At 36.6% G+C, this 13,610-nt stretch carries 13 protein-coding genes; 4 read left to right on the plus strand and 9 right to left on the minus strand.

All coding sequences use genetic code 11. The annotated features are described in order from the left end of the window. Positions 1–27: 27 nt before the first annotated feature. Both MHB39_RS20295 and MHB39_RS20300 read left to right on the plus strand, forming a co-directional pair. The gene (locus MHB39_RS20295) at positions 28–624 is read left to right on the plus strand and encodes a biotin transporter BioY (RefSeq protein ID WP_016993712.1); all 597 of its coding nucleotides are present in this window, start codon (positions 28–30) and stop codon (positions 622–624) included. 104 nt (positions 625–728) lie between these two features. Then, positions 729–1,298 carry a YdhK family protein gene (locus MHB39_RS20300; protein ID WP_342545148.1) on the plus strand — a complete coding sequence of 190 codons (570 nt, stop codon included), beginning with the start codon at positions 729–731 and terminating at the stop codon, positions 1,296–1,298. 40 nt (positions 1,299–1,338) lie between these two features. On the opposite strand, the gene MHB39_RS20305 is transcribed toward MHB39_RS20300, so the two are convergent. From MHB39_RS20305 to MHB39_RS20330, 6 genes are all read right to left on the minus strand, one after another. Then, on the minus strand, positions 1,339–2,040 hold the full coding sequence (locus MHB39_RS20305) for a response regulator transcription factor (RefSeq protein WP_342545149.1): 702 nt from the start codon (positions 2,038–2,040) through the stop codon (positions 1,339–1,341). Continuing rightward, positions 2,018–3,412, minus strand: coding sequence for an ATP-binding protein (locus MHB39_RS20310; RefSeq protein ID WP_342545151.1), 1,395 nt, complete (start codon positions 3,410–3,412; stop codon positions 2,018–2,020). Before MHB39_RS20310 ends, MHB39_RS20305 begins: the two co-directional genes overlap by 23 nt. A gap of 127 nt (positions 3,413–3,539) precedes the next feature. Continuing rightward, complete coding sequence (locus tag MHB39_RS20315; RefSeq protein ID WP_342545152.1) at positions 3,540–4,082, minus strand: NADPH-dependent FMN reductase; 543 nt, start codon at positions 4,080–4,082, stop codon at positions 3,540–3,542. A 63-nt stretch (positions 4,083–4,145) separates the two neighbouring features. Next, positions 4,146–4,763, minus strand: coding sequence for a nitroreductase family protein (locus tag MHB39_RS20320; protein WP_016993716.1), 618 nt, complete (start codon positions 4,761–4,763; stop codon positions 4,146–4,148). Between the two features lie 70 nt (positions 4,764–4,833). Further along, positions 4,834–5,817 carry a ring-cleaving dioxygenase gene (locus MHB39_RS20325; protein WP_258859701.1) on the minus strand — a complete coding sequence of 328 codons (984 nt, stop codon included), beginning with the start codon at positions 5,815–5,817 and terminating at the stop codon, positions 4,834–4,836. A gap of 51 nt (positions 5,818–5,868) precedes the next feature. Continuing rightward, a complete protein-coding gene (locus MHB39_RS20330; protein WP_036076013.1) occupies positions 5,869–6,303 on the minus strand; it encodes a MarR family transcriptional regulator in 435 nt (144 codons plus the stop codon). A gap of 152 nt (positions 6,304–6,455) precedes the next feature. Here MHB39_RS20330 and MHB39_RS20335 point away from each other — a divergent pair, with 152 nt between their 5' ends. Then, a complete protein-coding gene (locus MHB39_RS20335) occupies positions 6,456–8,450 on the plus strand; it encodes a catalase (RefSeq protein ID WP_342545153.1) in 1,995 nt (664 codons plus the stop codon). A 47-nt stretch (positions 8,451–8,497) separates the two neighbouring features. Here the strand turns inward: MHB39_RS20335 and MHB39_RS20340 are convergent, their stop codons facing one another. From MHB39_RS20340 to MHB39_RS20350, 3 genes are all read right to left on the minus strand, one after another. Continuing rightward, positions 8,498–8,962, minus strand: coding sequence for a YusW family protein (locus MHB39_RS20340; RefSeq protein WP_339280379.1), 465 nt, complete (start codon positions 8,960–8,962; stop codon positions 8,498–8,500). Between the two features lie 105 nt (positions 8,963–9,067). Next, the gene (locus MHB39_RS20345; RefSeq protein WP_258859703.1) at positions 9,068–11,275 is read right to left on the minus strand and encodes a YcdB/YcdC domain-containing protein; all 2,208 of its coding nucleotides are present in this window, start codon (positions 11,273–11,275) and stop codon (positions 9,068–9,070) included. A 127-nt stretch (positions 11,276–11,402) separates the two neighbouring features. Further along, positions 11,403–12,692 (minus strand): glycoside hydrolase family 18 protein, encoded by a 1,290-nt coding sequence (locus tag MHB39_RS20350; RefSeq protein ID WP_342546942.1) that lies wholly within the window; start codon positions 12,690–12,692, stop codon positions 11,403–11,405. A gap of 487 nt (positions 12,693–13,179) precedes the next feature. Between MHB39_RS20350 and MHB39_RS20355 the strand changes: the two genes are divergently transcribed. Further along, positions 13,180–13,599, plus strand: coding sequence for a hypothetical protein (locus MHB39_RS20355; RefSeq protein WP_342545154.1), 420 nt, complete (start codon positions 13,180–13,182; stop codon positions 13,597–13,599). Positions 13,600–13,610 lie beyond the last annotated feature (11 nt).

A 13,610-nucleotide genomic window follows, 5' to 3' on the forward strand; every position in this document is an offset into this window, starting at 1 on the left:
AATAACTTATAAAACGAGGTGAACTTCATGGCAACCGTTACGCAACATAGTCATCATAAGTTAAGAACTGTTGACATTACCTATATTGGATTATTTTCAACGCTAATGATGGTGGGTGCTAATATCACGTCCTTTGCACCTTTTATGGTAGTTGGTGGTGTCCCCATTACGCTTCAAACCTTTTTTGCGATTTTAGCAGGACTTATTCTTGGTAGTAGAAAAGGTGCGCTCGCCTGTACAATTTATATGTGCGTAGGATTGGCAGGAGCTCCTGTCTTTGCTCGTTTCGGTGGTGGAATTGGCCAAATTTTAAGCCCAACCTTTGGGTTTATAATTACATTTATTTTAGCGGCATTTGTTGCAGGGTTGATTGTTGAACGAAGCGGTACAAAGAAAAGCTTTATCGTAGCTGCTTTGGTAGCAACAGCGATAAATTATTTGATAGGAACAAATTGGATGTTTTTTGCATACAAGCTTTGGGCAAGTGCACCAGAGAATTTTTCATATAAGCTCGCTTGGCTTTGGATGATTCCTCCTCTACCAAAAGATATTATTTTAGCTATTTTTGCTGGTGTCTTCGCCTATAGATTACAAAAAACATTGAAGATCATGCCCATTCAATAGCATATCTTCTCACCTATTTGTGCCAGATGTTTTTCATAGATCATATCCATCGTTTCTGCACATTTATTTGCTACATTAGGAGCAAAGAGTGAGGAGGATATCATATGAAATTCAATAAAAGATGGTCAGTCGGACTATTATCAGTAGTCGCTCTAATTAGTTTATCGGCTTGCACTGAGGAGCAAACAAAACCTGCATCCACTTCTAATGAAGCTGCTGAAAAAATGGATCATTCTACAATGAATCATTCAAGTTCTGGCGAAGTACCCGTAACATTAAAAAAAGCTGAGAATCCGAAATTTCCTGTAGGGAGCACAGCCATAATTACAGATGGACATATGGAAGGTATGAAAGGGGCCGAAGCAACAATAGTAGGTGCCTATAATACAACTGCCTATGTTATTTCCTATGAGCCTACATCTGGTGGAAAGCGAATAGAAAAGCATGAGTGGGTAATTCATGAAGAATTAATTGACCCACAAGAAGCACCACTGGCTCCTGGAACAGAAATAAAAACGGACGCAGCACATATGGAAGGTATGGAAAATGCGACTGTCCTTATTGACGAGGCTGTGCAAACAACTGTATATATGCTTGATTATACTTCCACTACAAATGGTGAAGCCGTAACAAATCATAAATGGGTAACAGAAGAAGAGCTTAGCCCAAAGTAATAGAAATAACCTCTACCTTCAATTCTGGTAGAGGTTATTTCTAGCTTTTATGCTCCATTTGCTTTCTATTTGCAGACTTATGCCATTTATAGCCGATGCCCCAAACTGTTTGCAAGTAATCATCCGCCGGAAAACCACTTTTTCTTAATTTTTCTCGTAAATTACGTACATGTGAATCAATGGTACGATCTTCAATCGCTACATCATATCCCCAAACGGCATGAATAAGGTGTTCTCGAGAAAATGCTCTATTTTGATAATCTAAAAAAAGGGCGAGCATGGCAAATTCCTTTGGTGTTAATGGAATTGCCTTATGTTGAAAATATACTTCAAAGGACTCTCTATCTAAACAAAGCCCTTCAAAGTTAATTACTTTTTCTTCAGATTTTGTTCTTCTTAATACAGCATGTATTCGTGCTAACAACTCTTCCTCATCAAAAGGCTTTAAAATGTAGTCATCAGCACCAAGGTTTAAGCCTTTTACAATATCAGCTTGTTCTCCTTTTGCAGTAAGCATAATGATCGGAACATCCCAAAACTTCCTAATTTCCTGGCAAACCTGCCACCCATCCATCTCTGGCATCATAATATCCAAAAGAACTAAATCTACATGCTCTTCTTCTAAAAAATCCAATGCCTCTTGTATAGAAGACATGGCTCTACAAAGAAATAGTGGTTCCAAATAAAGGGTTAATAAATCTAACATTCTTGGTTCATCATCAATGCATAAAATCGTTTTCATTCGTTTCTACTCCTTTAAATGATAATTCAAAAGTAGTCCCTTTATTTATTTCACTTCTAACCTTTATTTCTCCCCCATGTGCTTGTACAAGCTCCTTGACAATAGCAAGCCCAAGTCCAGATCCACCTAAAGCACGACTACGTGATTTTTCCACTCGATAAAACCGATCAAAAATATACGGTAAATCCTTCTTTGGAATTCCTCTACCTGTGTCTTCCACTACGATACTTAAAACGCTATTGTCCTCTTTTACAGTGACGGTAGTCGTATCTCCTGGCGCACAATAGATTAAGGCGTTATTTAATAGATTAATCAGGATTTGCTCAAGTCTTGCTTCATCTGCACATAGTGTTAAGCCATTATCACAATGTATAGCCAAATAAATACCTTTATCTTGAAAAGCGGGACTTAATTTTTCTTCAATGCTTGAAAAAAACGATTCTAAATGTAAGCAATGTTTTTCAATCATAAATGAGTTTTCATCCATTTTCGCTAAATCAAATAAGTCTTTGATTAACCGAGAAAGTCTATTTGTTTCTTCTATTATAATAGTTAAATACTTTTGACGATCTTGCTCTGTTAAATCCCGTTTAGCAAGAATATCTGTATAGCCTTTAATAAAGGTTAGCGGTGTACGAAGCTCATGTGCAATACTCGATAAAAATTCCTTACGCTCTTGCCTTAGATGATTTAAATCATTGGACAGAAGCTGTATAGCATTCGATAAATCCCCAAGCTCATCTTTCCCATTCGTAGAAAGAGCGACTGTAAAATCACCCTTACTCATTTTCAATGTAGCCTCTTTCATTTGAATAAGTGGTTTAGCGAGCTTGCGAGATAGAACAATAATGACTGCAATACTGACAAGACCAGATACAATACCAACGATGAGAAAATGCTTATTGAGCCGTTTCATTAATGCATGGATGGAATCGGTATTTTGAAACATAAATACATAGCCAATCGTTCCATGCTGATTTTGAATAGGGCTTATCGTGGCAATAGATTGGACTTCCTGCCAATTGTCTTGTAAAACCATTCCCTCATACGGTATGTCCCCCTCTATATCACCAATCAGATCAGTGATCTCTAAATGTGGTTGTGAGGAGGCTAGGATTGTCCCTAAATGGTCAGTCACCACGACATCAGTACTTGCTTCTGATTCCATAAGAACAACATGTGCTAGTGTTTCATTATTGAAGTTCTGCTCTAATATAGTACGATGTGAGTTTCCTCTCGCTTGTAAACTCTCTAATTCCTCTTCCACCCTAGAATTCGTCAAGGAAACATGCAAAAAAAACATCATAAATGTTTCAATACAAAACAATGTGATGAAAAAGATAATCCCAAGCTTTAATGATAATTTTCTCATCCTTAACCACCATTTTAGAATTTGTTAAAAGTATATCGTGAAAGTATGAAGATTTCATGCAGAAGTAGCATCTTTCCAAACAAAAAATGCCCATAAGTATATTGTATACTTATGGGTTAGATTTTAATTAAACGTATTTTTTTGCCCAGCTTAAGAAGTTATCAATGACTACGTCAAGGAATTTCACTGTACCTTCATCAGTTAAATTGCCTTCTTCATCAAATTTAGTGTGAACAGCACCAATATAAACGTCATTGCCGCTAAGTAATGGTGAGTTAATGCCTGGAGAGAATAAAATATCACGTAAATGTAATTGTGCTTTTACAGTTCCTAAGTTCCCCATTGATGCACCCATAATGATGGATGGTTTGCCAATCATTACTTTATCTACACGAGATAGCCAATCAATGGCATTGACCATAACCCCTGGAACTGTACCATTATACTCTGGTGTAACCCATAGTACAGCGTCTGCAGCTTTTACTTTTCCTTTAAAATCAAGAACTGCTTGTGGAGCCTCATTTTCAATATCTTGATTATACATTGGTAGGTCCTTTAAGCTTAATACTTCAAGGTCTAACTTTTCTGTATAACGTTTTTGAATAAATTGAGCTAATTGTATATTATAAGATTCTTTACGGATACTACCTACGATTGCTACTACTTTCATGATGTTTCCTCCTAAGTGTACATTATTCATAGTATTTGTATAGCTATTGTATTTTATACCATTTCAATAATAAATGGCAAATTCTTCAACTGGCTTACGATAGCCACGTAATCGACGACTGCTTTCTTTTTCTTTCCCAATAGTAATCATTAAGGCTATTTCATGTGTTTCTGGCACATTGAAAAGCGCACGCATTTTCTGATTATCAAAGCCAATCATTGGACAAGTGTCCCAACCACGATTTTTCGCAGCAAGCATGAATAACATAGCAGACAAAGAAGCATTTCGAATGGCTTCATCTTTCATGAATCCTTCACCGCGATCCTCATAAAAACTTGTATTCTCTGCTACAATATCCTCTAATTCGCCAGCAGTAATTATGCCTAAATCCACCATACCTTGACTTAGCTCAGCAGTATTTTTATATGCTTCCTTGTCACCTAGTACAAGAATTACACCCGAAGCTGAATGCACTTTATATTGACCATATGCCGCCTCTCTTACCTTTTCTTTCATATCCTCATCCAGTACAACAATATAATTAGCATGCTGTAAGTTAAATGCTGAAGGGGCAAGCTTAACATCCTCCAAAATGGGGCGTATATCTTCTTCAGTCATCTTAACGTCCTTGATAAAATTATTAGCAGAGCGACGCTTATCAATCAGCTTGGAAAATTCCATTTTTTTATCCCCCAATACAGTTATGTATGCATCCAGTGGAGCTTTTCTTTCCCAACTGGATGAAATTGTGTTACTCATATTCTTTATCGAACATAATGGAACTTCTTACAGTGTCAATCGGACGAACAAGACTTTCAATCTGTTCACGTTTTGGTTCTAAAAACGGTGGTAATGACAGTTTTTCTCCTAATGTTTCATATGGCTCATCGCCCATAAATCCTGGACCATCTGTAGCTAATTCAAATAAAATCTGCGGAGCTACTCGTGCATACAATGATTCAAAGAAATGACGATTTACATAGCCAGAAGTGTGGAAACCAAAACTTTCGAAACGTGCAGTCCATTCATCTAATACAGCACGATCCTCTACACGAAAGGCAGCATGGTGAACAGTACCAAAACCTTGGCGAGCAACAGGTAACACTGTGTTGTGTTCGACAATAATCTGGGCGCCATTTCCTCCCTCACCTACTTCAAATAAATGAAAGTCTCCTTCTTCTGCAATCTCTGTAAAGAGCATTACCTTTTCTAACACATCTTTAAAGTATTTAAAATTAGCGACACGGACAAAAACTGGTCCTAAACCTGTAATAGCGTACTCAAGTGGGATGGGGCCATTCTGCCAAGGCGTACCTGCTGCCACACCTGTATTGTGCTCATCAGAAATTAACTGATAGTGTTGATCATCAAAATCTACGAAAGATAGTGTTTTCTTACCAAACTGTTCTTTCATACCAGTATGCTTCACATTTAAACGGTCAAAGCGCTTTATCCAATAATCTAAAGCAGCATCCGTTGGTACACGAAAAGAGGTCTTTGAAATTTCATTTGTACCATGTACACCTTTTGGGATATTAGGGAAATCAAAGAACGTCATATCTGTACCCGCACTACCCTTATCATCTGCAAAGAATAAATGGTATGTTTGAATATCATCCTGATTCACTGTTTTCTTTATTAAACGCATTCCTAAAACATAGGTGAAGAATTTATAATTTTCTTCTGCACTACTTGTGATAGCCGTTACATGGTGTACACCTTTTAAATGATTCATAATATGCTCCTTCTATATATCTCGATATCGAGATATATATATATAAAATTTTTATTGGTTAGCGGCGTTCTTGCCAACTTTTTTAAGTGATAAAATCATGTTGTCCAGCTCATGAGCTTCCAATACTTCGAATATCTCATTTATTTTCTGTTCATGCTTAGGGAATATTTCCTCCATCAAAACCTGTCCCTCAAACGTTAATAATACATACGTGACACGGCGATCTCTTGGACATGCCTTACGATATACATAGCCTTTTTGCTCGAGTTTATCAATCACATAGGTAATACTACTGCTTGCAATTAATATTTTTTTACCAATCATTTGAACTGGTTGTTCTCCATGATGATACAAAAATTCAAGAACAGAAAATTCAGTTTGATTTAAATCGAATTGAAGTAAATCTCTTTTAGTTGCATCTTGAATCGTTTGATATGCTCGGAACAAGACCGTAAATGCTTTTAAGTTACGATTGTTTTGCTTCATACGACTCCCTCTTTTTATTTCGAATTTAATTATCTCTAATTCGAGATAATAGTAACATATTCATTTTTAAACAGCAAACAATTTGTTTCTTCATGTTTGCCATCTTTTCGTTCGGGTAGAAGGTAGTTGTAACTTATAAAGGAGGATTCTAAATGAAAAAAGATGTCAATCAGAAACAACAACAGCTAGAAGCATTCCGAGTAAGTGATAAAGATCAACCTCTCACAACCAATCAAGGATTAAAAATATCGGAAGATGAACATTCACTAAAAGCAGGTGAGCGAGGACCTACTTTACTAGAGGATTTTCATTTCCGTGAAAAAATGACTCACTTTGACCATGAACGAATTCCTGAACGAGTAGTACACGCACGTGGCTCAGCCGCTCATGGAATTTTTGAAACATATGAATGCGCAAGTGATATTACAAAAGCTCAATTTTTAAATGGAAAAGGAACTAAAACCCCTGTCTTTGTCCGCTTCTCTACCGTTGCAGGATCTAAAGGCTCTGCAGATACAGTTCGTGATGCACGCGGCTTTGCTACTAAGTTTTATACACAAGAGGGTAATTATGATTTAGTTGGAAATAATATACCTGTATTTTTTATTCAAGATGCTATTAAATTCCCCGATTTTGTACACGCTGTAAAGCCTGAACCAAATAACGAAATTCCCCAAGCACAAAGTGCCCATGATACATTTTGGGATTTCATTGCAAATAATCAGGAGTCTGCTCATATGGTTATGTGGCATATGTCAGATAGATCGATTCCACGAAGCTATCGAATGATGGAGGGGTTTGGTGTTAATACTTATCGCTTTATCAATGCCGAAGGAAAAGCCCACTTTGTTAAATTTCATTGGAAACCTGTACTTGGGGTAAAATCACTAGTATGGGATGAGGCACAGATCATTGCTGGAAAAGACCCCGATTTTCATCGTAGAGATTTATGGGAATCGATTGAACGTGGGTATTTCCCAGAATTTGAGCTCGGTGTTCAACTTATTCCCGTTGAAGATGAATTCAAATTTAGCTTCGATATTCTTGATGCCACGAAAATATGGCCCGAAGAAGAGGTTCCAGTACGCATCCTTGGGAAAATGACCTTGAATAAAAATGTGGATAATTTTTTTGCAGAAACGGAACAAGCCGCATTCCATGTCGGCCATGTTGTGCCTGGCATTGATTTTTCAAATGATCCTTTATTACAAGGTCGCTTATTCTCCTACACTGACACACAGTTAATACGACTAGGAGGACCTAATTTCCATGAGCTTCCTATAAATAAACCAATCTGTCCATTTCATAATAACCAACGAGATGGCTATGGCCGACAAACCATTAATGTGGGACAAGTTAGCTACCATAAAAATTCCTTAGCCAATAATACACCACACCCTGTTTCTGAAGCAGATGGTGGATACAAGCATTATGAAGAAAAAGTTGAAGGGCATAAAGTACGTGCACGTAGTGAGAGCTTTAAAGACCATTTTTCACAAGCAAGATTATTCTGGCTTAGTATGACAGACATTGAGAAAAAGCATATTATCGATGCCTTTAGCTTTGAGCTTGGCAAAGTAAAAAATAAAGCCATTCGTAAACAAGTTGTAGACATGTATGCTCATGTCAGTTATTCACTTGCTTCAGCTATCGCTGAAGGAATTGGTATAGTTCCCCCTATAGAAGTGGAAGTACCGCATATTCACCAAACTTCTCCTGCTGTTAGCCAAGTAATCAATGCAAAGGAAAGTGTCAAATCTAATAAAGTAGCCATAATTGTTACAGAAAATAGTAGTGAAAAATTAAATGAACTAATTGCTACATTTTTAAGTGAAGATATTGTAGTTGAACTAGTAAGTAATAAACAAGGCATAGTAAGCGGCTATGAAATTCACGAAACATTTGCTACAACCTCCTCCGTTCTTTATGATGGGGTTTATGTTACTGGAGCCTTTCAGGATTCCTCTCAACAATCAAAAGCAGAACAGTTTATTAAACAAGCCTATCAACACTGTAAAACAATAGGTTATACGAAAAATGTTTCATTTTTACAGCCTATTGCTAATAAAAATGGGGTTGTAAATGATCCAAAATCTTTTGTTCATGCCCTTGCTAAACATCGACATTGGGTAAGAGAATGTAAATGAATGAAAAGCCAGCTAACTGATTCTATCAGCTAGCTGGCTTATTTCCATTATTTAATTCGTTTAAATTCCTTTTCATTGCCGTCTACAAATTCGACATCTACTTCAATGGATTGATAGTTATCTTCAATATTGAATACTTTGATTACTTGATCAATCACTTCGTCATTAGGTGTTGTAGAATCAAAATTCAACTGCTTAAATAATGGCTCTAATTTAGTATAAGCCTCATCACCCTGAAGCTTTTCATTTTTTCGATCATCCTCTAATTTTGCGTCTATTCCTGTTTTTTTATCCTCATATTCTACCTCATAAGACTCTGTTTCAGAGTAATCAACATCTAATGAAAACTCTAAAAAATTAAATGTCACTTGGTCAGTTGGCGTATCACCAGTCTGCTGAGTACCATTTTGATCTGCTGGTGCGTTTGCAGGCACATCCTTTACCTCATCCTTATTACAGCCGTAAAGGATAACAGTCATTAAAGAAATTACTAAGATAAATTTCAATTTCAATTTATTCACTCCTTTCTTTACATATCATTTCCCAATTCCTCTTCAAACTAACCTAAAAAGGGCATCTCCTACATATGAGGAGATACCCTTTTCGTGGAATGCGTCTTAATAATAGAAGTTACGATCCACTTTATTTTCTTGAATAGCTTTTGCTAAACGGATTGTTGAAACAGCCATATCGGCATATGACACACTCTTGGTAGCATTAAAATTATTTTGCTGTGTATCAATCAGACCCATCCCATTTGCTATTGCTATATAGCCAGTATATGCTGGATCAATAGAAGCTGCATCCGCAAAGTTTAATTTGTAAATATCCTTATACTTTGCCACATTCTCCAATTGCATTACTTTAACAGACCATACTGCTAGCTCTTGACGAGTCAATGCTTCATCCAATGGGAATTGGTTTGCTGGCTGTAAAATTCCCATTCTTACAGCTTGTTCAACCACTCCATATAAAGGATGGTTTTTATCGATATTGCTGAAGGATTGCTTTTCACCATCGCCGCCACCAAAATAGCCATATGTTAAAGATTTTAGTAGAATCTTTAATGCTTCTCCCTTTGTTACAGCAGCATCAGCATTAAAGTTTGCTATATCTTTTACCTCTAATACATTTTGATTTAAAAGATAATTTAATTCATTGGCTGCTGTTGGATGTGAAATAGATTGCTTTTCTTTTGAACCATCTACCTGATACAACCATTCACCGGTAATTGCATCAATCTGATTAACTAAGCTACCGTTGTAAGTTGGAGCGTAGACTAGATCATAATGTTGTTTACCTTCAGTATCTTGTTTTGCATATTGAAGCTGTAATGTAAGTGCCTTACTATATGCTTCTTTTGCTTTATCTGCTGAGATTACTTGGCTAATAGAAGGCCAGTTAGTAACCTTTTGTTTATTAACATTCAATGAACGTAATGATCCATCAGAGCCAATACCTACGTTTATTTCATCTCCAACAACTGCAATTCCGTTTACGATGCGTGGGAAGGAGAAGTAATAATCTTTACTATAATCATCATGTACAGGATCATCAATTGGCATCGAATACTCATGTAAATAGGATGGAGCCCATTGCTTTAAGTATTCAATCGCCTTTGCTAATGCCGCATCCTTAGAGATGGTATTTGTTTTGTCAGTGTTGATAAAATCTCTCATAATATCGTGATACTGCACGATATCGCCTGTTGCCTTATTAATTTCTAAAGAGGTACCAGATCCGCCATTATTGTACATATACATGTAATTTACTGTATAAACCGTTTCACCATTGTCATTTTCTCTTTCGTCAACCATATCAATAGTGAGCTTTGCCTTGTCTTCATCAACTTTTAATAAATTTTTAGCAAATTCCTCAACCTCTGCTACAGTCATACCACTTTTTCTTGGTGGTAATTGCTGTGAGGATATTTTCTCAGCGCTTTTCGTCTTTGGAACTTGTGTAGAGAAGCCATTCGTTGTTTGCCATTGACCCGTTAAAGCATGTACACCATTAAATCCTGTTGCTGGCATATAAACAAGCTTCACATTACGTTGATCGCTAAAATAATCAACGTAATAACGAAGTTCAACTGCTAAGTTATCACGTACTTGTGCTACAATTTCTTCCTCACTTTTTTTCTGGCTTGAGCTATCAAAAGTTGCTTTACTTAAAGATTCTGTATTACGATACATTCCTGTTATTTGACCATTAGCAAGAACATCAATAGTAATACTTTGATCGCCAATAAGCACTCCATTATAAGTTGGTGAATAAACAAATGAGTAGGTAATTGGTTGTGATAATGGACGATTAATGTCATTGTAATAACCGAAGCCATCTTCACGGAGTTTATAGTTCTCTATTTTCGCAAATTTTCTTAGGAAGTCATCAGCAATTTTTTTTGCTTCAGTCTCTGAATATTTTGCGGGATATAGTGCTTCAGCGATATTAGCTGGCTGATAATAGAAATGTTCTAACTCTAAATCTTCACCTTTAAATGTAAAACCACCATATACATCTTTACCATTTACTGTTTTATTGAAGTTTAAATCATAACGGACCGTTGTATCATCTCTAAAGAAATGACCGCCTCCAGAATTAAACTCATTATCAGCTACAAATTTGAACTCTTCAGGGAATAGTGCACGTAATTTGTTAATTAGCATACCTTTTGTCACTTTTGTCTCTGAGGCAGCCAACTGTATTGCAATACGCTCTGAAGGTTCTTTCACATTTGCAGAAGCTTGTGAAACGGGTGCTAGAATCCCAACAGAAAATGCAGTAGTTGTTAAAATAATACCTAACTTTTTAAATTTACCCAAAATATACCTCCTAAAATACTATTTACCATAATTATAATATATTTATCCATAATTGGGAATGGATTTTACAGATAATTTCCTCTTCGCAGAAAATACATTGGGCAATCCGTCCTTTTTCTTCATTTTATCATTTCTTTACCACATCAAAATTGGCACCAATTAACACCCAGTTCTGAGGGAATGGTAGTCCTAATTTCCAATAACCAATACCACGAAGGTTATATTGTTTAATGAGATTGAATTTAGCTTGAATAGATCTAGCATCTTCAAACCACACCATATGCGCCCTACCTTGCTCATCATAGTATTCAAAAAATGGTGCTTGGGCTCTCCAATCATACTGAATTGCTGCATTATAACGTTTAGCAATTTCAATGGCTCGCTGTGGACTAAGCGCTTCTGCATACGGTCCCCCCTGAACAAATGGTAACGTCCAATCGTAGCCATATAAATTTTGCCCCAACATAATTTTGCTTGCAGGTATTTCACTCACCGCATATTTTACAACTGCCTCTACCTCTGGGAGAGGTGAAACGGCCATTGGTGGGCCAGCTGAATATCCCCATTCATAAGTCATGAGTAAGACAAAGTCCACGATTTCCCCATGTGCTCTATAATCATGTGCCGCTGTCCATGGTCCTCGTTCACTATCACTTGTTTTAGGAGCTAATGCTGTAGACACTGTATATCCTTGAGCATGAAATTTTTCTACAGCTCTTCTTAAAAAATTGTTATAGGCTTGTCTTTGATCTGCTGGCAAATTTTCAAAATCAAAGTGGATATCTTTGACGTCACCAAGTTGCTTTGCCTCCGCAAGAATATTATCAAATAACAAATCTTGAACAGCCGTACTTTGAAAAATATCTCTCGCTAATTCCCCACTAAAACTAAAATTCTCCAAATTAGAAATAACCATCGCCATTGAAGCTCCCGTATCATTTGCAATTTGCGTCACACCTTGGCTTGGCGGTCTCTGTAAAGTACCATCACGCCTAGCCTCATAACTAAATAAAGCTAAATATGTTAAATAGGGACCCGCTTCCCTTGCTTGATTCAAGAGTGCCTCACTAACAGATGTTCCTCTCGGCTCTAAATAGGCCAATGTTTGTGCTCTTGTTTTTGGCGGTTGTGGAATATACAATCTCGCTCCAACAGCTAATGGTTGATTGGGATGAATGCCATTTACTTGTGCAAGCGTTACATAATTAATACCGAAACGTTGACCAATTGACCATAAGCTATCACCTGGCTCTACATAATAAAAGCTTCCGACAATCGGGATTACAAGAGCTTGCCCCACAACTAAACGATTTGGCTCTGGAATTTGATTGGCATCTATAATGCTCTGAACCGTAGCCCCATACGCCTGTGCAATACCCCATAAAGACTCGCCAGCCCGTACAACGTGTATTTGAATGATTTTGCCTCCTTCTAGCTTGATAAAATCATACCTATAAAGCTTATGAAATCAGAGATGAAAAGATGTCTGTTAACAACTCCACAAAAGTACACCACTATTTATAGCAAATAAATAGTAGGCTGTATTATGTCACCTATTTAATACTAATGAGAATAATCTTCGTTTACGAGATTTCATGAAAGAATGTTCTTTTAAATACGTATGTCTAAAAAGTTACCTGAGTAATATATTCTGCTTCTTCACCGTTATTAGAATAAAAAAACGCAAAATGATACTTATCTTGATAACAATAATCGTACAAATGTTCTATTTTCCGCATAATCTTCAGTAAATTTTTACCCACTTTCTACCCTACAAATCAGTTGCAGCAGGCTACTTTTGATAACACTTTTCCCAAATTTTTTTACGCAACTAGCGTCATATGCCTTATTCTTTTCCCTGTTCTCACTCTTGTATAATGAAATTATTGTAAGGAGGTGTTAGATTGCGTTTATTTTACCAGCAAAAAGTAATCGGTAAGAAATCTCGTAAGCTTGAAAAAATTCCATTTTCAATTGAAAAGCCTGTCATAACGTTACAAGATTTACTTGTTCAGCTTGTTACACAGCAAGTACAACAATTTAATGAAAAAATGGTAGATACACCACTTCATCTATATTTAACGGATCAGCAATTAGTAGACGCGGCCCAATATGGCAAAGTACAGTTTGGAGAAAAGAAAAAGGATGCTGTACAGTCAGTGGATCAAGCTATTTCCACAATGCTTCAAGCCTTTCAGGACGAGCTGTTTTTAGTTCTTCATAATGAAGAATCTTTAGATTCTCTTTCTACACCATTAAACATACAGGAAGATGATGTTTTTACATTTATTAAACTTACTATGCTTGCAGGACGAATTTGGTAGGAGGGATTTTT

Origin of the sequence: Lysinibacillus sp. FSL K6-4013, assembly GCF_038630435.1 — a bacterium.
GTDB classification, from domain to species: Bacteria; Bacillota; Bacilli; order Bacillales_A; family Planococcaceae; genus Lysinibacillus; species Lysinibacillus boronitolerans.

Coding starts and splice junctions, on each gene's coding strand:
- MHB39_RS20295 (WP_016993712.1), top strand. CDS start 28: ATGGCAACCGTTACGCAACATAGTCATCATAAGTTAAGAACTGTTGAC.
- MHB39_RS20300 (WP_342545148.1), top strand. CDS start 729: ATGAAATTCAATAAAAGATGGTCAGTCGGACTATTATCAGTAGTCGCT.
- MHB39_RS20305 (WP_342545149.1), bottom strand. CDS start 2,040: ATGAAAACGATTTTATGCATTGATGATGAACCAAGAATGTTAGATTTA.
- MHB39_RS20310 (WP_342545151.1), bottom strand. CDS start 3,412: ATGAGAAAATTATCATTAAAGCTTGGGATTATCTTTTTCATCACATTG.
- MHB39_RS20315 (WP_342545152.1), bottom strand. CDS start 4,082: ATGAAAGTAGTAGCAATCGTAGGTAGTATCCGTAAAGAATCTTATAAT.
- MHB39_RS20320 (WP_016993716.1), bottom strand. CDS start 4,763: ATGGAATTTTCCAAGCTGATTGATAAGCGTCGCTCTGCTAATAATTTT.
- MHB39_RS20325 (WP_258859701.1), bottom strand. CDS start 5,817: ATGAATCATTTAAAAGGTGTACACCATGTAACGGCTATCACAAGTAGT.
- MHB39_RS20330 (WP_036076013.1), bottom strand. CDS start 6,303: ATGAAGCAAAACAATCGTAACTTAAAAGCATTTACGGTCTTGTTCCGA.
- MHB39_RS20335 (WP_342545153.1), top strand. CDS start 6,456: ATGAAAAAAGATGTCAATCAGAAACAACAACAGCTAGAAGCATTCCGA.